This window comes from Porifericola rhodea, assembly GCF_030506305.1.
In the GTDB taxonomy this organism is placed as follows: Bacteria; Bacteroidota; Bacteroidia; order Cytophagales; family Cyclobacteriaceae; genus Catalinimonas; species Catalinimonas rhodea.
In genome coordinates, this window is the sequence record NZ_CP119421.1 from 3,401,843 (window position 1) to 3,421,707 (window position 19,865).

At 43.8% G+C, this 19,865-nt stretch carries 17 protein-coding genes and 1 pseudogene; 9 read left to right on the plus strand and 9 right to left on the minus strand.

Going from position 1 to position 19,865, the window contains the following annotated elements; genetic code table 11:
• Positions 1–30: 30 nt before the first annotated feature.
• Entirely contained in the window at positions 31–1,467 is a 1,437-nt protein-coding gene (locus PZB74_RS13975; RefSeq protein WP_302237031.1) for an amidohydrolase, read from the minus strand.
• 34 nt (positions 1,468–1,501) lie between these two features.
• Positions 1,502–2,239 (minus strand): TIGR04283 family arsenosugar biosynthesis glycosyltransferase, encoded by a 738-nt coding sequence (locus PZB74_RS13980; protein WP_302237033.1) that lies wholly within the window; start codon positions 2,237–2,239, stop codon positions 1,502–1,504.
• A 122-nt stretch (positions 2,240–2,361) separates the two neighbouring features.
• Between PZB74_RS13980 and PZB74_RS13985 the strand changes: the two genes are divergently transcribed.
• Positions 2,362–3,174: a DUF547 domain-containing protein gene (locus PZB74_RS13985; RefSeq protein ID WP_302237035.1), complete on the plus strand. Its 813-nt coding sequence runs from the start codon at positions 2,362–2,364 to the stop codon at positions 3,172–3,174.
• A gap of 216 nt (positions 3,175–3,390) precedes the next feature.
• Here the strand turns inward: PZB74_RS13985 and PZB74_RS13990 are convergent, their stop codons facing one another.
• On the minus strand, positions 3,391–3,990 hold the full coding sequence (locus tag PZB74_RS13990; RefSeq protein ID WP_436837107.1) for a hypothetical protein: 600 nt from the start codon (positions 3,988–3,990) through the stop codon (positions 3,391–3,393).
• A 137-nt stretch (positions 3,991–4,127) separates the two neighbouring features.
• Between PZB74_RS13990 and PZB74_RS13995 the strand changes: the two genes are divergently transcribed.
• From PZB74_RS13995 to PZB74_RS14010, 4 genes and pseudogenes are all read left to right on the plus strand, one after another.
• Positions 4,128–4,310, plus strand: coding sequence for a hypothetical protein (locus PZB74_RS13995; RefSeq protein ID WP_302237038.1), 183 nt, complete (start codon positions 4,128–4,130; stop codon positions 4,308–4,310).
• 8 nt (positions 4,311–4,318) lie between these two features.
• Positions 4,319–5,137, plus strand: a pseudogene (locus PZB74_RS14000) (glycoside hydrolase family 140 protein); the annotation flags it as partial.
• A 129-nt stretch (positions 5,138–5,266) separates the two neighbouring features.
• Positions 5,267–5,548 carry a putative collagen-binding domain-containing protein gene (locus PZB74_RS14005; protein ID WP_302242805.1) on the plus strand — a complete coding sequence of 94 codons (282 nt, stop codon included), beginning with the start codon at positions 5,267–5,269 and terminating at the stop codon, positions 5,546–5,548.
• A 4-nt stretch (positions 5,549–5,552) separates the two neighbouring features.
• The gene (locus PZB74_RS14010) at positions 5,553–7,451 is read left to right on the plus strand and encodes a sulfatase-like hydrolase/transferase (protein ID WP_302237040.1); all 1,899 of its coding nucleotides are present in this window, start codon (positions 5,553–5,555) and stop codon (positions 7,449–7,451) included.
• 8 nt (positions 7,452–7,459) lie between these two features.
• Here the strand turns inward: PZB74_RS14010 and PZB74_RS14015 are convergent, their stop codons facing one another.
• Entirely contained in the window at positions 7,460–7,945 is a 486-nt protein-coding gene (locus PZB74_RS14015) for a hypothetical protein (protein ID WP_302237041.1), read from the minus strand.
• 443 nt (positions 7,946–8,388) lie between these two features.
• Here PZB74_RS14015 and PZB74_RS14020 point away from each other — a divergent pair, with 443 nt between their 5' ends.
• Together PZB74_RS14020 and PZB74_RS14025 are read left to right on the plus strand one after the other, a co-directional pair.
• Complete coding sequence (locus tag PZB74_RS14020) at positions 8,389–8,706, plus strand: CSLREA domain-containing protein (RefSeq protein WP_302237043.1); 318 nt, start codon at positions 8,389–8,391, stop codon at positions 8,704–8,706.
• A 159-nt stretch (positions 8,707–8,865) separates the two neighbouring features.
• The gene (locus tag PZB74_RS14025; protein WP_302237045.1) at positions 8,866–9,708 is read left to right on the plus strand and encodes a choice-of-anchor Q domain-containing protein; all 843 of its coding nucleotides are present in this window, start codon (positions 8,866–8,868) and stop codon (positions 9,706–9,708) included.
• A 51-nt stretch (positions 9,709–9,759) separates the two neighbouring features.
• On the opposite strand, the gene PZB74_RS14030 is transcribed toward PZB74_RS14025, so the two are convergent.
• The gene (locus PZB74_RS14030) at positions 9,760–11,289 is read right to left on the minus strand and encodes a M20/M25/M40 family metallo-hydrolase (RefSeq protein WP_302237047.1); all 1,530 of its coding nucleotides are present in this window, start codon (positions 11,287–11,289) and stop codon (positions 9,760–9,762) included.
• An 87-nt stretch (positions 11,290–11,376) separates the two neighbouring features.
• On the opposite strand from PZB74_RS14030, the gene PZB74_RS14035 reads away from it, so the two are divergent.
• Positions 11,377–11,721: a hypothetical protein gene (locus PZB74_RS14035; protein ID WP_302237049.1), complete on the plus strand. Its 345-nt coding sequence runs from the start codon at positions 11,377–11,379 to the stop codon at positions 11,719–11,721.
• Positions 11,722–11,777: 56 nt separating this feature from the next.
• Here PZB74_RS14035 and PZB74_RS14040 read toward each other — a convergent pair whose 3' ends face one another.
• The 4 genes from PZB74_RS14040 to PZB74_RS14055 all read right to left on the minus strand — a co-directional run bounded on the left by PZB74_RS14040 (position 11,778) and on the right by PZB74_RS14055 (position 18,512).
• On the minus strand, positions 11,778–12,266 hold the full coding sequence (locus PZB74_RS14040; RefSeq protein ID WP_302237051.1) for a nuclear transport factor 2 family protein: 489 nt from the start codon (positions 12,264–12,266) through the stop codon (positions 11,778–11,780).
• 336 nt (positions 12,267–12,602) lie between these two features.
• On the minus strand, positions 12,603–15,914 hold the full coding sequence (locus PZB74_RS14045; protein WP_302237053.1) for an amidohydrolase family protein: 3,312 nt from the start codon (positions 15,912–15,914) through the stop codon (positions 12,603–12,605).
• Positions 15,915–16,009: 95 nt separating this feature from the next.
• Positions 16,010–16,792, minus strand: coding sequence for a carboxypeptidase-like regulatory domain-containing protein (locus PZB74_RS14050; RefSeq protein WP_302237054.1), 783 nt, complete (start codon positions 16,790–16,792; stop codon positions 16,010–16,012).
• A 145-nt stretch (positions 16,793–16,937) separates the two neighbouring features.
• Entirely contained in the window at positions 16,938–18,512 is a 1,575-nt protein-coding gene (locus PZB74_RS14055; RefSeq protein ID WP_302237056.1) for a sulfatase family protein, read from the minus strand.
• A gap of 547 nt (positions 18,513–19,059) precedes the next feature.
• Between PZB74_RS14055 and dapF the strand changes: the two genes are divergently transcribed.
• The gene (gene dapF, locus PZB74_RS14060; RefSeq protein ID WP_302237057.1) at positions 19,060–19,836 is read left to right on the plus strand and encodes a diaminopimelate epimerase; all 777 of its coding nucleotides are present in this window, start codon (positions 19,060–19,062) and stop codon (positions 19,834–19,836) included.
• Positions 19,837–19,865 lie beyond the last annotated feature (29 nt).

The window sequence follows — 19,865 nt, forward strand, 5'->3', positions numbered from 1 at the left end:
AGCAGGTTTATACCTGCTTTTGCTTCTTTTTTATTGTCTGTAATCTAATGGGGGTTGTCTGTCGCCAACTAATGACTGGTACTCAAAACCTTCTCCCCGGCGCTGCTCAAATTCTTTTTTAGCTTCATTAATGAGTTTAGGCTTCTGCATAAGTTCAACACCGGTAACAGCCATAGCTTTTGCGGCCAGTAGCATGCCCTTCATGCCAATGCTCATTCCACCGGCGGCCACTGCCTGCCAGGAGTGGGCAGAGGTGCCAGGCACCCAGGTAGCTGTTCTCAGACCAACGGTAGGTACGGCCCAGCTTACATCCCCTACATCAGATGAGGCTTTACCTTCAGTCATCTCAAAAGGTAAAATTTCACCAGCCATGCTTAGTGAAGCGGCATTTTTGCCAAGAGTTTTACTTATTTCTTCTGCAAAAGCTGTTTCTTCATTATCGTAGCTGATCCCCCCAAGTTCTTTCAGGTTTTCATACATTAGTCGGGCAAGGGTTTCATTGGGAAGGATATTATATACTCCTCCTGTCACTTCTACTTCAACCCGGGTGTCTGTTCCCCGAGCGGCACCTTCGGCAGCCCTAACGAGCCTTTGCCACATATCTTTTACTTCAGCCACATCTTTATGGCGCACATAATAATAAACTTCGGCAAAGTTAGGAACTACATTGGGGGCTTCTCCTCCTTTAGTTATGACATAGTGGATGCGTGAGCCTTCCTGTGTATGCTCTCTCATCATGTTCACCATAAAGTTCATGGCTTCTACACCATCCAGGGCGGAGCGACCTCTTTCGGGAGCAAAAGCAGCGTGTGAAGCTTCACCATAAAAGCGAAATTTGCCCGATTTGTTAGCCAGGGTAGTGCCGGGGCTGGCGTCATTAAAGCTTGAAGGGTGCCACTGTAATACGACATCTACATCATCAAACAGGCCTGCTCGCACCATGTAAACCTTGCCTGAACCACCTTCTTCGGCTGGCGTACCATAAAAACGTACTGTACCTGCTTTTCCGCTTTTGGCCAGCCAATCTTTAATAGCAATGGCGGAAGCCGCAGAAGCTACGCCAAACATATGATGCCCGCAGGCATGTCCGGCACCTCCATCTTCCAGGATTTGACGTTCGGGCACTGCTGCCTGAGAGAGGCCAGGAAGCGCATCGTACTCTCCTAAAATACCGATTACCGGTTCTCCGCTGCCGTAGCTGGCTACAAAAGCAGTAGGTATATCTGCTACTGCTGACTCAATACTAAAGCCGGCAGCTTGTAGCTCGTTTTGTAATGCCTGGGCGCTTTTAGTCTCCTGGTAACCTAACTCGGCATAGTTCCAGATGTCTAAAGCAAGTTGTTGGTAAGTCTCCTGCTTAGATTCTATAGAGGAGATAAGTTGTTTCTTGTAAGCCTGAGCCTGTAAGAGGGCTGGCGTATACACTAGAAAAATGAGCAAACTGACTGGGAAAAGTTTATGTAGCATAAGGCATTTTTTAGGGCAATTTAAAAAATCGTACCTAATATGCCTGTTGTGGAGAAGATGTTTCCCGGCTACGTTCAGTGGTTGAGTGTTTGAGTAGCTTATTGTAAGTCTGCTGAATACGCTTGGGAGCAAAGCCCATTCTGTACATATTAAATGCGATCAGGTTAGCAAAGTTTACCCGGAAGTAACTGTTTTTTCGGTATTTGCGGTCAGAGATCAACACCTTCTTCTGCATATCTTTAAAAACAGCAATCTTACGAGCCCTACGTATCAGATCAAAGTCTTCCATAATGACAAACTCTTCGCGATACCCTCCCAGCTCATCAAAAAAATCTTTGTAGACATACAAAGTTTGATCTCCACCATGGCAGACAGGGCTCTCAAACTGGGTGAAATAAGCATTTATTTTAAGCAAGGGGTTTTTGGAGTCAAACTTAGAGCGATATCCACCTAACAAACAACCGTCGGCTAATGCCTCTTGTATATCTGAAAGGTAGGTAGCTGGAGGCATAGTATCGGCATGTACAAAGTAGAGTACATCTCCCTGTGCTTTGCTGGCAGCATAGTTCATCTGGGTGGCACGCCCTCTTTTGGGAGAAAGAAAAGCTTTAGCTCCGGCATCCTGGGCAGCGGTAAGTGTAGCATCCCGGCTATGGCCATCACAAACTATAATCTCTTCAAGTTTGGTGGTAGCGTGCTTGAAGAGGTGTTTTACTAGCTTGGCGATGTTTTCCTCTTCATTGAATGTCGGTATAATGACACTGACGTTCATTTTTGGTTAATTTTTATATCCTTCAGCACGAACTGCGTTAATTTTATAAGCAGTATACAATCCGCTTATATTAAAGTTACGTAATCAATGTGAATTACGGATTTTTTTCAGATGAATAATTCATGAAATATATACCAATGATATTAGTTACCATACTAAGCTTACTTTTAAGTTGTACTCCAGCAGATCAGCACAATAATTATGCTGTACAAACTGCTTCTATGAATCAGAATAAAGATTATCAATATATTAACTTATCGCAGCGGCTGGTAGAAACAGCTCGTGATAATGAGGATCCTTCTCAGGTTATTGAGGCATTAGCCAATGTCTCAGCCGAAGACTTAGCAGCTGAACTCAGCAACGATGGATTAAAAAAAGCATTTTTTATTAATGTGTATAATGGTTTTGTACAGCACATACTGAGCGATAATCCAGAAAAATTTGATGACCGAGATAAGTTCTTTACTACGGAGCAAATTACTATTGCTGGTGAAAGCCTCAGTCTGGATGATATAGAGCATGGCATAATTCGTGGCTCTAAAGTAAAATGGTCTTTAGGTTTAATTAAAGATCCTTTTGCCAGCAGTTTTGAGAAAACATTTAGAGTAGACGAAACCGATGGACGTATACACTTTGCCCTGAATTGTGGAGCAAGCAGTTGCCCATACATAGCCATTTACAAAGCTGAAAATATGGATCAGCAGTTAGATAAGATTGCCCGACAGTTTTTAAATCGTAGCAGTACCTATAAGGAAGGTGAGGCTAAAGTTTATGTAACCGCGCTTTTCAGCTGGTTTCGTGGCGATTTTGGAGGATTGGATGGGGTAAAAGATTTTCTGCGTCGTTATGAGGTTATTCCAGAAGACGCGGACCCAGAGCTGGAGTTTAAAGATTACGACTGGACACTTGACTTAGGGAATTATACAAGTTTGTAAGTGGGTAATTGTCAATATTATTTCAGTTTATGAGGTTAAGGCAACAATCATATACTACAAGATTGTTGAGCATCAAACCAAGGTCTTGTTAGGAAAGCGTAAATCCCTCGGCCCCCTTTACCAAAAGGGGGCCGAGGGATTTATGGGAGTTTTATAAGCTATCCTAAAACTTTGTGGTACTGATAAAAGATCTGCACATAAACATTTTGCCTATACTTACTCCTTGCTGGGTGGAGTAATCATGATATGGGCGCGGTGAGTGCCAGGATCCATAATCCAGGGACCACCCGGAACTATAGGACTCAATGGCAAACCTGTTGACTCCGCTGTAGCAAATGGTATATACACTACATAGCGGTAGTTAGCGTTTTCTACTGTGCCGCTTTCAGCATTAAATTTACCATCTTTACCTGAAAGAATATGTAGAGTACTAGGGGCTTCAGGCATTTGTAGAGAGCCGTTTTTAGCCTCTTTTTCACGTATTTCAAAAATCTCCTGAGAAGACTTTCCTTCGGCTTTAAGTGTACGCCCTCTTGCCATAAAAGCTTCCAAATCTTTATGATAACAGGCTGCATTAAAGCCAGGCTGGTTAGGGTCATCGGCCAGACAAACCATATTGTTGGTACCTTCGCGGAGCATCACTACATCACCTTTCTCATCATAACCAAGTACTGTAGCACCTGCCCTCTGGTCTTCGGGAGCGGCCATCACAGCAGCTTGGATTTGCTCTTCTTTATTTGGAACATTCTGCGCATTACTTGAGCAGGCGCTCAAAATTGTAAAAGTTAGGCCCAGGGCCATCAGGCTTAGTCGCATAATAAATAATTTTAGCATCTGAAGATGCCCCTAATTTAGCAATTGCCCTTAAGATCACTATTTAATCCGCCTATGTTTTTCTGAAGCCTCCGCTTGTAGAGAGTAATTGTAAGTGTTTATATTCATAAAAAAATACTATGCAACTACCTAAACGTATCCTGGCCTCTATTTGTCTGCTCTTTACTGTTATGTCCACTTTGGCTTGGGCACAGACCTTTCCAGCACTACAGGTCTCTGATGATGGAAGGTATCTGCTCTATGAGAATGGAAGGCCTTTTTTTACCTCGGAGATACAGCCTGGGAGCTATTTCATCGGCTAGACCGTGAAGAAGCAGAGCGTTATCTTACAAACCGTGCAGAGAAAGGCTTTACAGTCATTCAGGCGGTGGTACTGGCACAATTAGGTGGGCTCAACGTTCCTAATCCTTATGGAGCTACCCCTCTTAAAAATAATGATCCCCGTCAACCAGTTGAAGCGTATTTTGATCACGTAGATTATATTGTGAACAAAGCTGCGGAACTCGGACTTTATATAGGCATGCTTCCCTGCTGGGGCGATAAATGGAAGAAAAACGAAGGCAATGAGTCAGGCATCTTTACTGTAGAAAATGGACAGGCCTATGGTGAGTTTTTAGGTAAGCGCTATCGCGATAAACCAATCATATGGATACTGGGAGGCGATCAGAACATTAAAACAAAAGAAGAAGCTGCCATTATAGAAGCTATGGCTCTGGGGCTTCGCATGGGAGATGAAGGTAAGCACCTAATCACCTATCACCCTCGTGGGCCGGGACTTTCTTCAGACTTTTTTCATCAGGCCGACTGGCTGGACTTTAATATGTTTCAATCTTCGCACGGTGCCCGTAATCATGATAATGGCTTGTTTACCTGGCATGATTATCGTTTAGAACCCTCCAAGCCTACACTGGATGGTGAGCCTCGTTACGAGAACATACTGGTAGGCTTCTACAATCAGAAATATGCGGAAAACCTTCGTTTTGATGACTATGACTGTCGGCAGGCAGCTTACTGGTCGCTTATGGAAGGAGCTTGTGGACATACCTACGGACATAATAGCATCTGGCAGATGTGGACGCCTGAGCGGCAGCCGGTGATAGGCGCTACAGTACCCTGGTACGAGGCTATAAACCATGCCGGAAGTTTTCAGATGAAATATGTGCGGCAGCTGTTTGAGTCCAGGCCCTTTCATCTTTTAAAACCAGATAGCACTTTCCTATTGGATGCTATTACTCAGGGGAGTGCAAAAACCAAAGCAATGCGTGCCTCCGATGGCTCTTTTGCTTTTGTATATTCTGCGGAAGGCAGGCCCTTTAGTGTAGACCTTTCGCGAATAAGCTCTAGCAAAGTAAGCGCTTACTGGTACGACCCCCGATACGGCATTACAGACTTTATTCACACCGGAGACAATACTGGCATACAAACTTTTAACCCTCCCAGCTCCGGACGGGGTCAGGATTGGATATTAATACTGGATGATGCCGGAAAAAAGTATCCCACACCTTTTCAGCTCAATCTAAACCAGATATCAACTCCCTGAAACTATGCTACGATTTTATATTGCTATCCTTCTTATCTTAAACTTTGGCTTTAGTAACGCGCAAACCGCTAGACCTAACATACTCTGGATTAGTGCAGAAGACATAGGGCTGGGTTGGGGGTGTTACGGTGATACCTACGCCAGCACACCACACATAGATCAACTGGCTAAAGATGGTTATGTGTTTACTCAAGCATATTCTAACGCCCCCATTTGTGCACCAGCACGTTCTACCTTAATTACAGGTATGTATGCCACCTCTTTAGGCACTCAGCACTTACGTTCAGAGATTCCCGTTCCTGCCGATTTTCGTATACTCTCTGAGCTTATGCGCGAGGGTGGCTACTTTACTACCAATAATTCCAAGACGGATTATAATTTTAGTGCCCAGGGTAGGTGGGACGAAAACGGTAATGATGCTCATTGGCGTAATGCACCGGATGACCGCCCCTTCTTTAGTGTATTCAACTTTGGAATTACGCACGAAGGGCATGCCAATACCGAAGTGGCGGAAGATACCAAGTCTCTAACTGTTAAACATGATCCGGCACAGGCTAATCTTCCTCCTTATTTTCCTCAGACTGAAGCTTTCAAAAGTATATGGGCTCATCAGTATGATTTGATCTCGGTGTTTGATCAGGAAGTAGGTAAACTGATAAAGCAGCTGGATGAAGATAGCAAACTGGAAAATACCATCATCTTCGTCTTTTCCGACCATGGTTATGGGCTACCACGCTACAAACGTTGGTTGTACAACTCAGGCTTACAGGTGCCTTTTGTATTGCATGTACCGGAGAAGTATCAGGATTGGACACGCGACCTGCAAATGTCTGCCAAAGCAGCTAATAAAGTAAAACAGATGGTTGGCTTTGTAGACTTTGCGCCAACTGTGCTTCAATTGGCAGGGCTAGAAGTACCAGATAGGATGGAGGGGAAAAGCTTTCTGGGAGAAAAATCACAGCCTAATCAATTGGTATATGGCTACCGTAGCCGTGCTGATGATTGTTATGATATGGCTCGCTCAGTTTATGATGGCCGTTACCTCTACATTCGCCATTTTATGCCTCATAAAGCATACATACAGAATGCTATCATTTTTGATACTTCTAAACGTAGTTATCAGGAGCTGCATCGCCTCAAAGATAAAGGAGAACTACCTCAGGAAGCTGCTGATATGTTTGCCCCTAAAGCAGTAGAAGAACTGTATGATTTGCAGACTGACCCTTATGAATTAAAAAACCTTATAGGAGAGGAGGTGCATCACAAACGAGCTAGACAACTTAAGGAAAAGCTTTATAACTGGATGCTGGCTCACCACGATACCGGACTGCTAAACGAAGGAGAAATGATGATGCGTGCCAAAGCACAGAACTCCAGTGTATATGAAATGGCCAGAAACAGTAAAGTGTTTGATGTAAATAAGATTTTATCTGTGGCAGATAGAGTGGGCTATGTGCAAGAGGCTGAAGAGCTTAAGTCGTATCTGCTCTCTGCGGATAGTGGCGTAAAGTACTGGGCTCTTATAGCTCTGGGTGCCTATAATGGTGATCTTCAGGCAATGAAAACTACTTTACAAAAGCTGCTGACAGATACCTCTTATGTAGTGAGAATACAGGCGGCAGAATTGCTGGCCGGTCGGCTAGGTGAGCTAGCCGCATTGCAAACCCTTGCAGAGATGCTTTTGCTAGATGAGGAAGCCGTGGTTTTGCAGGCGGCTATAAGTGTACGTGAACTTGGCGAAACGGCTTCGCCTTTGGTAGATACTATTGTACAGGAGGTAATGCCCAAGTACTCGGGGGAGGTGTGGGGGAGGTACAAAAACTGGTTTTATCCAATGTTCATCGGCATGGCATTAGATCAGACGTTAAGAAACTGCGGACACACAGTAGAGATCAGAAATTAATCCTATACTTATTTGGGGCTGGGTAAAAATATTTCGCCTTCGTGAGCCATCTTTTCCAGTTGATGGATTTTTACCCAGGGACCGCTAATCTGTACCGATTTCTTTTTTTCTTTGAGCTTAATACTCTCCCGGCCCAGTATTAGGTCCCAGAGAAAAAAAGGAGAACGAAAAACTACCAGGAGCGGGAGGTTGCGAAAAATATTATAGCCCTGCTTTTGAAATGCCTGTACCAGTCGCCTGCGTATAACATTAGGTTCTGCGAGATGAGTAAGGTGAAGATGTGCTTTGCGAGAAGAACGAGTGATGATCAGGCTGAATACCAGAGGAATGAGTACGAGGTTGAGCCAGCGGAAGAAAGCGATGTCTGACCAGTTGCCCCGATAAATCCATACATCTGGAGCAATAGCTACCGCAAAATATAGCAGGCATATAATAGCATAGGCTTTAGCTGCCTTAGCCAGTGAGTAAGGTTCTTTTTCAACTCTAATCTGCATGTATCAGCTCAATTACTGAAAGGCTCGTAGGTGTATACTAAACGTCTGAATATCAGACTTGGTGTATAGTTGGCTATAGTATTGCTTAACAAAGGTAGTAAGTAGAAACAAAATTTGTTAATAGGCAAGTTTGCGAGCAATTCATCGCAGTTACCCCAAGTTTTCGGCTGGCAACCTTAGTTTTATAAAATTGGTATGTGTTGGTAAAGAGAACTGTATTTAGCTCTGTCCTTTTCTTTCTCCAGACCTTGTTTACATATTCAGCATGTAATTAATTTTCCTGGGCAATATTTGAACGGGCTTTGCTTTCAAAAGCAGGAAATTACGCTTAATAGCTATAGGTTAGGCTTGATATTACGTATCAGCTTATAACTTTCTGTTTACAACAGACATTTATGTGGCATTAAGGCATGAGTATCCTATTTAAACTAAATACACATCACATGTCAAAGCTTAGCCTACTACTCTCTACTGCTCTTTGTCTGTTCTTTTTTGCCTGCGAACAGGACGATAGAATTACTTTTTATGTAAATACTACAAGTGATTTTGGGGATAACAGCCCGGGGGACGATGTCTGCGGTTTGGGAGGTAGCTGTAGCCTGCGTGCAGCTCTTGAAGAAGCCGCTTTGGGCGACAAAAAATCCATTACTATCATTCTTCCGACAGGCCGATATCGCCTGGATGCAGGGCAGCTGGAAATCAATGGCAAAATTCTGCATATCCGCGGTCAGCACATAGACCATACGATAATAGACGCGTAGGGGCGGTCGCGAGCTATACTGATAAATAGCGGTCTCATTAACATTACGAAACTCACCATTGAAAACGGTATAACCAATAATAACAAAGGAGGAGGTATATTAGTACATTCAGGGGCATGGCTAACTTTGGAAGATGTACTAATTCAGGACTGCTAAAGCGTGTTTAGAGGAGGAGGGCTTTGCATAGATAGTGATGGACTGGTAGCCTTAAACAGAGTAATAGTAAGGCATAACGTGACAGGCAAAGGTGGTGGCGGCGGCGGTGGCGGTATCTACAATCAGGGTAAGCTTACTATTAACAACTCACTTATAGAAGCTAATATTGGAGGTAATATTGGTGGTGGTATAGGGCATCATGGTGAGCAATTAACTATCAATAATAGTGCTATTGTCAACAATGAAGGTTATCGCTCGGGGCTGACACTAGGAGGCCAGGCTGTCCTGAAAAATGTAACTATCAGCGGAAATCATCAGTCCGATGACAGCTTTACTGCTACCGGAGGGTGGGGCGTAACAGTTTTTGCCAGTGTGCATATGCGAAATGTTACCATCACTGATAATGGAAACACGAAAGTATGGATGGATCTTAGTAATCGTGGAGGGGGAGTTTTAGTAACGAGCCAGGGAAGACTAACGATGCAAAACTCTTTAGTGGCTGAAAATGAAGTGTACGACATCTCTGGAAGTATTACATCTAATGGCTTTAACCTGGTAGGCAATGCTGGTCAACTTAATGTATTGGCAGCCTCAGGAGACCAGCTAGGTAGTGCTACTCGTCCTATCAATCCGAGGCTGGACGATTTGAGTTATACTGGAGGTTTTACACCTACCCATGCTTTACTCCCAGGAAGCCCGGCAATAGATGGTGGCTCTAATCTGGCCCCTATTTCAGATCCTACATCCTGTCTTTCTAAAGACCAAAGGGGGGTATCTCGTCCTCAGGATGGTGATGGCCGCCTGCCTAACGTATGCGATATAGGAGCCTTTGAGCTTGAGCCTTAAGAGTAAAGGCCACTAAACACTCTGTATCAATTAAGTTTAGCGACCAATAACTTAGTTAATAGGCTGAGTGAGAATGGCAAGCACAGTACGTATGCCCTCTTCAAAATTTCCCAGCCTTAGATTTTCGTTAGGGCTATGCTGATTGTTATCGGCGTTTACTGTAGGTACGGTGACGGCGGGCACACCCAGCGTTACTACAAAAGGTGAAATAGGGATGGAACCCCCAGAAGTACGGATAAGAATAGGAGTCTTGCCAAAGGCCCGTTCCAAAGCTGTTGTTAGCCAGTTTCCTGTAGTAGAGTTAATTTCAGTACGAAAAGCAGCATAAGAAAACTCATGGCTCAGGCTGATCAGCTTATCATATTTTTGCCTTTCTGTTTCTGTGGGCTCCCCCTCTACAAAGTGATAATTCTGAGCGGCAATGTGATCTTTTACGAGCTTCAGTAAATAATCCGGGTCAGATTCCTTCACCAGTCGCATATCTATTTCAGCTACTGCAAAGTCTGGTACTATGGTGCGCACTTCTGCACCTACCCAGCCAGCACTTAATCCGCGTATGTTCAGAGATGGGTACTGGCGCGAAGCCTGCAAAAAACTGGCAACACTATCCTGCCCGGCTATGCCCAGTTTTCGTTTGATTTCTGCTTCGTCATCAGGTATACTGCGTAGCGTCTCCAGACTATTTTTATCCAGTTCAATACCCCGATAATAACCGGGGATAGTCACCCTGCCGTATTCATCCTTCATAGATGCTAGGAGCTGGGCCATTCGTAGAGCAGGGTTAGGCACATAGTTACCATAGTGCCCACTATGCTGGGGGTTTTTAGGGCCAAATATCTTGAGCGTTAGCGTTTGTATGCCCCTGGCTCCGAAGGTAAGCGTAGGCTCATTAGAAGGGTGCCGTGGGCCATCTAAAATAATCATATGGTCTGCCTTAAGTTCATCCGCGTAAGTGCCTACTGCTGCCGGTAAGTGCGGAGAACCAAGTTCTTCTTCAAAATCCATAATTACCTTTATATTAAAGGCCGCTTCTTTTTTTTGAGCCTGAAGAATATCAATAGCTTTAAGAAACATGACTACTGGGCCTTTGGCATCGGAGGCCGAGCGTGCAAATACTCTCCAGTCCGGCTTATAATCGCTTTTAAACGCATTCCAGTCCAGGGTTTGCCAACTGCCATCAGCTGTCTCGGTTTTAAGTACAGGGTCATACGGACTTTCCTGTTGCCATCTGGAAGAGTCTACAGGCTGTCCATCTATCTGCAAATAAATGAGTACAGTAGGTAGCTCCTTTTTGTTGTTTATAGAAGCCAGAAGTAAGGGAGGTCCTTCGGTGGTTAAAATTTGCGTTTTAAAACCTCTACGGGCAAAAGCTTCCTGACACCAATCTACATTAGCTTTTACATGCTCCGGAAAGCTGGCATTGTTCGGAATGGAAAGAATTTCTCTAAGCTCATTAATTCCAGATGCCAGTTGTTCACGACTTAAATGTTCAATATCCGACCGCGTGAGTTGTTGCGCCTGTAATGTAGATAGGCTGGCAGCACAGCTCATTAGTAAAATGAGTAAGTAGATTTGTTTCATAGTTAGCGTTGGGTAGATCAATGACTAGCAGGAGGAATATTCCAACCTGATAATCAATATAGGTGTCTACTTTATAAACTGATAACTATGAGAAGAATTTTTGCAATAGCCCTGCTCCTCTGCTGTGGCTTTTCCTGTGAGGAAGTACTGGTAGCCAATGAGGAAGTGATTAAGATGATGTATGCCGAAACTGGCTGTGCCAACCCCTGGGAGATGACTAGGGATGAAGCTCAATACCAGAAAAATATTAAAGCTTATCTCCTACAAAATAACGTAAAGGCGCTCAATATAGAAGTACTGCACGAATTACCAGAAGATATGTCGGTCTGCTATGCCTGCCATTGCTGGTCTGGACGAAATATTTATATAGATATTGCTTCTGATCAGAAAAATGCTGCCGAAAAGCTGGGCTTTGAGCTGGCAAAAAGGTAAGAAAAGCAAAGCCCTATGTATTTGTAGGTATAGCATAGGGCAGTCTGTAGTCAAAGCTATTCTCTTCGGGCAGAGAGAATTACAGAAGCAGGATACTGTATATAGTCTACCTGATGTCTGATTTTTAGATCTTTGTCAAAATAAAGCCAGATAGTAAAACCTCCGCTCCATTCCTGCTTTTCGCCATGCCAGTAGAAAGGGTTGAAATGACCGCGAGCTACTACCAGGCTATCCTGAGTAACAATATCCTGAACCTCCAGGTGCTTCTGTGCAGGGCTTATCTTCTGAAAGTTGGAGTCTGGCCAGTTGTAAAACTCTTCAAAATTTTTGATGCCCCTGGTACGTGTCTTAAGAGCAGCATCGGTAAAGGTAACTTTTGGATGATAAAACGAGAGAAATTTATCCCAATCTTCTCTTTGCTGATAAGTAGCAAAGTACTCAATAGCTTTTGCTCTTACCGCCTGTTCAAACTTTTCTTCTTCGGAAGTGCCACAGGCAAATAATATAGTACAGAGAAATAGGGCTAAATAATGTATCTGCTTCATAAAATCAGGGGTTTCCGTAAGTTACATGTTTACATGCACATACGCGCATATATCTAATAAAGCATATCTCTTGCCAAACTCGGGCAAGTATATCAATGAAAATACAAAGGTGAGTATTAGATGGGTTCACTATTGTACTGAAAGGCTTAAAATTTATGTGGGCTACCTGGAATAACGACCCCATAATTTATGAGCTTTGGTACGAAAAAAAGTATAGCTGGAATGAGATGTGGCCGTCAAAACCACAATTCGTGGGTGCTGCTCCACAGCCTTACAAATAAACTAGCCTAAAAAAAAGCTGCCCGACAAATGTGCCAGGCAGCTTTGAGTAAGCTATTAATGCACACCGCAGTGGCACTGAGGTGTTAGAAAAGAGCGTGTTTTCATATGGAAGTCAAACTGCTGATTGTACTTATTTTGCTCCCAATAGAATTTTCCTCGGGGCTTATTTCGCAAGCCTAGTTCGTTCATGCTCTTAGCCTCGTATAGACGGCCGTTAACCATAGTGTAGCTGATTTGCTCCGTATTACGAATATCTTCTAACGGATTGGCATCTAAAATGACCAGATCGGCTAGCTTGCCTTCTTCTAAAGAGCCAATGTGCTTATCCATACCCAGGTAATAAGCACCGTTGAGTGTGGCTGCTTTCAGAGCTTCCATTTCACTCATGCCCCCCTGCTCCAGCATCCAAAGCTCCCAGTGTGCACCTAAACCTTGTAATTGTCCGTGTGCTCCCAGGTTTACTTTTACTCCCAGATCTGCTAAAGCTTTACAGCTTTCAGAAGTAAGTATGTGTCCGTTCTCATACTCTTCCTGAGGTACCATAGTACGATGTCGTGCCCGTGGATCTATAACCGCACGAGGGGTAAAGCTAAGCAAACGCTCTTTCTCCCAGACTTTAGAGTTTTGGTAGAAGTAGTACTCACCGTTTAATCCTCCATAATTTACAATCAGGGTTGGGGTATAGGTAGTTTTGCTGGCAGCCCAGAGTTGGAGTACATCGCTATAAACCGGTGCTACAGGTATGTTGTGTTCAATGCTGGAGTGTCCATCCAGTATCATACTCATGTTATGAAAGAAGAAGGAACCACCCTCAGGTACTACCAGTATTTCTTCTTCACGGGCTGCCTGTATAATCTGCTGCCGCTGGTCACGGCGGGGCTGGTTATAGCTTTTCACGGAAAATGCTCCAAAGGCTTTGGTACGGCGGATAGCGGATCTGGCATCATCCAGATTGTTGATTTTAGCTTTAAAATCTCCTTCAGCACCATAGAGAATAATACCCGTTGAAAACACTCTGGGGCCCACCATATTACCTGCTTTCACCATTTCTGAGTAAGCAAACACCATTTCGGTATTAGCAGATGGGTCATGCATGGTGGTTACACCATAGGCAAGGTTTGCATAGTAAGGCCAATGCTTCTGAGGGTTTAAGCCCAGGCGAAAATGTTGCGCATGCGCGTGTACATCTATTAGTCCGGGTATAATGGTTTTTCCACTCATATCCATTACTTGAGCCCCCTTGGGAATGCTTACTGTTTCTGCAGGGCCTACAGCTTCTATACGATTGTCTTTTATGAGTAGAACGCCGTTTTCAATTACTTCATCCCCTTTCATACTGATGATACGAGCACCTTTGAGCGCCAGTAAGCCCTCGGGTTTATCAAATTTTGCTGTAAGGCCTACTTTAATACCTGTAGTATCTATAGGAGGGAGTTTGGCTTTAGCCTCTTCGCTGCTTATGCCACTCAAAAAAGCAAAACTGTCTTCCAGCGTTGTAGTAAAATACTCTTCTCCTAAAGTCCAGTGTAGTTTTTTACTGTCTGCAGACCAGTGAAGATTTATACCAGCATCCTTTGCTACCTGAGTTACTGGCATCGCTTTAGTTCCGGCGCTTAAGTCAAGTGCCTTACCACTTTGGGGCATGGCGGCTATGTATACTTTAAAAAGTTCGGTAAAAGCGATCCACTTACCGTCGGGGCTGGGGATAAACTGGGTAGCATATTTTGAGGTAAAGTGCGTTTTTTCATCTTCGCCATTCAGGTTCACGCTTTTCAGCTTTTTGTCTAATGCGCCAAACAGGTAGCCACCTGTTTGAAAGTAGATACGGTTTCCATCGGCACTAAAGCGAGGGAAATCACCACCATCCGCTATTCTTCTGGCCTCTCCGCCAGTTGCGGATATCAGATACAGGCCCGGCTCTTTATCAAAATTGTAACCCTGGTCACTATTTCCAGACTCTTTGAGAAACACTATCTGGCTGCCATCTGGCGAGTATGCAGGTTGGCGGAAGCTACCCTTGATGTTCGTTAGTTTTTGAGGCTGTGCTTTTCTGCTGTTTAGGTCAAGTTTATATACTGCCCCTGTAGTTTCGTCATTCCAGGTGGTGTAAACTATGTTGTTTCCATCTGGTGAAAAGGAAGGTTCAAATTCAAAATCTTTAGCTGTAGTCAGGCGTTCAGGCTTCCCATCAGGAAGGTTTTTTTTCCAGAGATAACCCAAAGCATGAAAAACCAATGTTTTTTCGTCAGGAGAAGTAACCGCATGACGAATTACTTTGGCATCAAACTGTTCGGGTGCAGGGTCATGCTCAAAATGCAGGGCATCTACAATTTTATGGGTAGCAGTAGCGCTAAAAGGAATTTCGGTAGCCGTGGCTCCTGCGATATTAATTTTACGAATTTTTCCTTCTGCCCAGATTACAATAGCCTTATCGTCGGGCATCCAGTCAAAGCCGGGATAAGTACCGTAAATAGCCCAGGCTTCCTGCTGGTCTTTGCTTAGTTGATCATAGACTGGCCATTCCTCTCCTGTTTCAGTATCATGAATGAAAAGTACAGACTTGGTACGTACCCTGCGGACGAAAGCTAGTTTTTTGCCATCATGAGAAATCTGGGGACGAGAAGCACCACCCGGACCTCCGGTAATGGTTCTAATCTCTCCACTTTCTCTATCGTAGCGTTTGATAACGTATATCTGGCTGTTAGGATCTTTATTATATTGAAAATACCCTCCCGGATACATATCTTCGCTATAGTATACGTAGCGCCCATCAGGGGAAACGCTTGGCTCGTTAACGTCCTGCTGATCATTCTTGCGCTTGGTCAGCTGTATGCCTCTACCTCCGCTTATATGATACATCCATATCTCTCCCGCGCCTAAAGACCGACCCGAGGTAAAGTGTTTACGTGCCATCAGGTACTGCCCATCTGGCGACCAGGTGGGGTTGTTTAGCAGACGAAAATCTTCCTGAGTAATTTGAGTGGCCTCGCTACCATCGGGCGCCATCAGCCATATATTGTCGCCTCCGCCGGCATCGCTGGTAAAGGCGATACGAGTACCATCTGGACTAAAGCGGGGCTGGGTTTCGTAGGCATGTCCGCCCCGGATCAGTTTTGCTTGGCCTCCACCAATAGGTAGGGTGTAAATATCGCCCAAAAGATCAAAAGCTATGGTTTTCCCATCGGGGCTTACGTCCAAATTCATCCAGGTGCCTTCTTCGGTGGTAATGTTCACCTCCTGAAAGCTGCCCTGAGGAGTGTTGACGTCCCAACCTTTCTTCTCGGTTTTGCTCTCTTCTTTCTCCTGAGCAAAAAGAGTAAAGCAACACAAAATGCTTAATAAGGAGTAGGTTAATAGTGTTTTCATACAAGAATTTTACATGTTTCAACCTACGAAGCTAAATAATATTGTAAAGTAGGACAAAGTGGAATTGCAATACAGAACAAAATTTGGAAGAAGGTCTATTCTCTTTTGGAATGTTCTTGCAAAAAGATAAAAAGTTGTGTCCCTGCGTTATCCTTACTGCTTTGAGCCAGCAGCCTTTCATCCTGTTGATTGAAGAGTATAAGCAGACTGTCATATTCTTTTTCGCTAAGGTTGAGGGCTTTTATCATCTGTTGTCTGTATTCCTGATCGTGGAGAGTAGCATAATAAGATTCAAAGGTATGCTCTTTACGTAAAACATTTTTGAGAGCTCTTTTTTCTTTGTCTTCAGTGCTAAAGTAGCTAAATGGTCCATATAAAACCCCTGAGATCAAAGGAATCTGAGGTAGACGGGGATGCCTGTTATTGAAGTAATGAGTCCAGTCCCACTTCCACGTACCACTTTCTATAGGTTGAGGATGATCAAGTGTAGGTAATCCGGCAATTCTGAGAGGCTGATGCCGGGTTTTCTCCAGTGGGTTAAACCTTTTAGTATATACAAATACTTCACTGAGTAGACGCTGATCAGGAATCATAAGAATTTCCACTTTAGCACTTGTGAGGGTATCTGTGTCTATTTTTTTGTAATAGTCTACAAATCCTATGGAAGAAAAATGCAACTCATATATGCCCCCTTTCAGGTCTAACTGAAACTGCCCCTGAGCATCGGTAACTACCCCAAACTGTTGGTCTGTCGTTCGGATATGGACAAATGGAATAGGCTGCTCGTTTTCCAGGTCAGAAACAGTACCTACTAAACTTTGGCTAAATAAGGGGTAAGAAAGAAATAACAATAGCGGAATAAGCCGGGTCACTGTCATAACACTTAGTTTGGTTTATAAGTGAATATAACGTGTTTTTACTTATTATATTTAATGAAGAGTGTGAAAATTGAGTAGTATCCAAAAAAGAAAGCCTGTACTGTTTTCATAATTCGGCACAGGCCCAACCCGGCACTAAATAGCTTTATTCTTTTTGCTGAAAGTCACTTTCATTAACCCAGCCAGCTTTAATATCTTCACCACTCATATATCGTTCGTAAAAACCTCTGCTATTACTTTGCGCATACTCGTACTCATCAAACACATAGCCTTCGCCCATAGTTCTGGGATCGCCCTGGGCCTGTAGTTCAGCGTGCATTTGTGTTTTCATGGCTTCCAGCATAGGTGTGTATTCGGGGTTGAGCGCCAGATTGTTTACACAGGCAGGATCTTCCTCTATGCGATACAACTCTTCGGTAGGTCGCTTGCCAAAGTTCATTTGCCAGTAATCTTTCAGGCTATCCTCCGCATAGCGCATATTTAGTATCTGCGTTTTGGTAGGGCTTCCATCTGTATTTAGGTAGCCTGTCTCCGGATTGCCCACCGGCCAGCGCTCAGGCTCATAGTTTTGCACATACAGTAAACCATCTTTGATTATTCCACGGATGGGGTAACCCTGATCTTCCGGGCGTCCCACATCATGTCTTTCTTTACCTATCAGCACATGGTTACGTTCCGGGTTAACTATGCCCTCCTTTTCTGAGTTAAAAATATCAGTGAGCGGGCTGCCCTGCATTACCTGCATCTTACTTTCTTCCTGCGATAGTTCTGCTACTTCTATAAATGTGGGAGCCAGGTCTATAAAGCTGACAAAATCTTCTATGGTACGCCCAGCTTTTTTGATGCCGTTGGGCCACATAATAGCTAGAGGAAGGTGGTTAGACATCTCGTAGGCTTGCCCTTTTACCCGAGGAAATGGCATTCCGTTATCTGAAGTAACCACTACTATCGTATTTTCCAGCTCGCCGGCCTCTTCCAGCATATCCAGCATCTGCATTAAATGCTGATCAAAGTATTCCAGCTCAAACGCATAGTCCATCATGTCGGTACGTATGCTGTCAGTGTCTGGCCAGAAGTTAGGCACTTCTTCTATCTGAGAAATTTGTTTGCCGCCTTTATTTACTCCAGCGCCATACTCATAAGCACGATGAGGTTCTAGGGCACCATACCAGAAGCAAAAAGGTAAAGAGTCGGGTCGGGCCTCTAAAAAAGCTTCAAAATTTTTGGCGTAGTCGTTATTGCTAATAAAGCGTGCCGGAGGAGTGGTGGTATGCTCATTAAAAGCAGGTCCGGTCAGTTCCCTCGTTTTTCCCTGTCGTTCACCTGGCTTACCTGGAGCCCATCCCTTGGCCGTATGCCCGGTAAAATAGCCATTAGCAGCCAGACTTTCCATGAAGGTGGTAAACTTTGAAGGGAAGTAGGGAACATGATTGGCCGCTTCTTCCAGTTGCCATGAGTTACGTCCGGTAAGTATACACGAGCGCGAAGGAGAACATTTGGCATTAGGGGTATAGGCACGCATAAATAAAAGCCCGTTTTCTGCTACACGATCAAAAGCCGGCGTATTAACCCAGGAAGTGCCATAGGCACTCATATGTGGAAAAGAAACATCATCTGCTATGGCAAAAAGTATATTGGGGCGGGTATCGGTATTTTCCTGAGTTTGAGGTTGACAAGAAAAAAAAGCAAAAAGTAATGCGAAAAAAAGCAGTTTTCTCATTGTATTAGGTTTGGTTATGTGAGTAGCTCAATGTATAAAGTTATACATAATAAAAGGGAGTAGGCTAGCCTTTCCAAAAATTCGTCGCCGAATCTGCATAAATTTTTCTAGTATTGCAGAATATAGAATCAGTCAGGCTCAGATAGTTATTTTAGCTCTTTTGCGAAGTACTTTTGATGCTGAATGAAAAATTCAAAGCTACTAAGTATGTAAGTAGGTGGTTAGATGAAAGAGCTTCTTTTACTTTTGTAATAGCGCTTAAGCATCAAGTGCTGGGTTTGAATACTCATAACAAAAACTGTGAGCCCGGAGAAAACTGCCGTTGTTAAACATATCAGTGATCAGGAGATGGTTTGAAAGTACGAGAGCCAAATCCTGATATGTACGCTTATCAGTAAGAGCTGATGTATAACTAAATTTAGGTAGCGTAGTAAAAGGTTTACCTGAAAAATGGCTCAATTAATAGGGGGTGAGCTCTCTGACATAGATTAGAAAAGTAGAAAATTATATATGACTATTTCAGCAATAGTCAGAATACCAAGCATCCATGAACACATTACGCTTTTATAAATATCAGGGAACAGGAAATGACTTCGTCATGATTGATAATCGTGAAGGTGTTTTTCCTCAAAATAATGAGCAACTGATTCAACGCCTCTGCGACCGCAAGTTTGGAGTAGGAGGGGATGGACTTATCCTTTTGCAGGATCATGATGACTACGATTTTGAAATGGTGTATTATAACGCGGACGCTACGCCTAGCATGTGCGGTAATGGTAGTCGTTGTGCTGTACATCTGGCACATCATCTGGGCATGATTGGCAAGCACTCGCAGTTTATGGCTGAAGATGGAATGCATGATGCTACTATTGATAATGGGCAGATCCATATTCGTATGGTAGATGTGGTAGGCATAGAAGAGCTGGAAGGAGGTTACTTTTTGAATACTGGCACGCGTCATTATGTCAGGCTGGTAGAAGATGTGGCAGGTTTTGATGTAGTGGGCGAAGGAAAAAAAATTCGTTATCATCAGACATTTATGCCTGAAGGAACCAATGCCAGTTTTACTAAAGTTGATAATGGTGAGGTGCAAATGCGTATCTACGAAAAAGGTGTAGAGGATGAGACATTATCTTCCGGAACGGGCGTAACTGCCGTAGCCTTAGCATTAGCCAAAGTTAAAGGGCTACAGAGCCCGGTAAAAATAAACACCAGAGGAGGAGAACTTCAGGTTTCTTTTAGAAAGGTAAAAGAAGATTTTTATACTGATGTGCATATGATTGGCCCGGCAGTCATGGTTTTTGAGGGCACTGTTTTTGTGTGAGCAGGTTTTTTCACATATTAGTGCCTTTC

What these genes read in the sequence shown, in the direction of transcription:
- PZB74_RS13975 (WP_302237031.1), bottom strand. Translation starts at nt 1,467, where the DNA reads ATGCTACATAAACTTTTCCCAGTCAGTTTGCTCATTTTTCTAGTGTAT.
- PZB74_RS13980 (WP_302237033.1), bottom strand. Translation starts at nt 2,239, where the DNA reads ATGAACGTCAGTGTCATTATACCGACATTCAATGAAGAGGAAAACATC.
- PZB74_RS13985 (WP_302237035.1), top strand. Translation starts at nt 2,362, where the DNA reads ATGAAATATATACCAATGATATTAGTTACCATACTAAGCTTACTTTTA.
- PZB74_RS13990 (WP_436837107.1), bottom strand. Translation starts at nt 3,990, where the DNA reads ATGCGACTAAGCCTGATGGCCCTGGGCCTAACTTTTACAATTTTGAGC.
- PZB74_RS13995 (WP_302237038.1), top strand. Translation starts at nt 4,128, where the DNA reads ATGCAACTACCTAAACGTATCCTGGCCTCTATTTGTCTGCTCTTTACT.
- PZB74_RS14005 (WP_302242805.1), top strand. Translation starts at nt 5,267, where the DNA reads ATGCGTGCCTCCGATGGCTCTTTTGCTTTTGTATATTCTGCGGAAGGC.
- PZB74_RS14010 (WP_302237040.1), top strand. Translation starts at nt 5,553, where the DNA reads ATGCTACGATTTTATATTGCTATCCTTCTTATCTTAAACTTTGGCTTT.
- PZB74_RS14015 (WP_302237041.1), bottom strand. Translation starts at nt 7,945, where the DNA reads ATGCAGATTAGAGTTGAAAAAGAACCTTACTCACTGGCTAAGGCAGCT.
- PZB74_RS14020 (WP_302237043.1), top strand. Translation starts at nt 8,389, where the DNA reads ATGTCAAAGCTTAGCCTACTACTCTCTACTGCTCTTTGTCTGTTCTTT.
- PZB74_RS14030 (WP_302237047.1), bottom strand. Translation starts at nt 11,289, where the DNA reads ATGAAACAAATCTACTTACTCATTTTACTAATGAGCTGTGCTGCCAGC.
- PZB74_RS14035 (WP_302237049.1), top strand. Translation starts at nt 11,377, where the DNA reads ATGAGAAGAATTTTTGCAATAGCCCTGCTCCTCTGCTGTGGCTTTTCC.
- PZB74_RS14040 (WP_302237051.1), bottom strand. Translation starts at nt 12,266, where the DNA reads ATGAAGCAGATACATTATTTAGCCCTATTTCTCTGTACTATATTATTT.
- PZB74_RS14045 (WP_302237053.1), bottom strand. Translation starts at nt 15,914, where the DNA reads ATGAAAACACTATTAACCTACTCCTTATTAAGCATTTTGTGTTGCTTT.
- PZB74_RS14050 (WP_302237054.1), bottom strand. Translation starts at nt 16,792, where the DNA reads ATGACAGTGACCCGGCTTATTCCGCTATTGTTATTTCTTTCTTACCCC.
- PZB74_RS14055 (WP_302237056.1), bottom strand. Translation starts at nt 18,512, where the DNA reads ATGAGAAAACTGCTTTTTTTCGCATTACTTTTTGCTTTTTTTTCTTGT.
- dapF (WP_302237057.1), top strand. Translation starts at nt 19,060, where the DNA reads ATGAACACATTACGCTTTTATAAATATCAGGGAACAGGAAATGACTTC.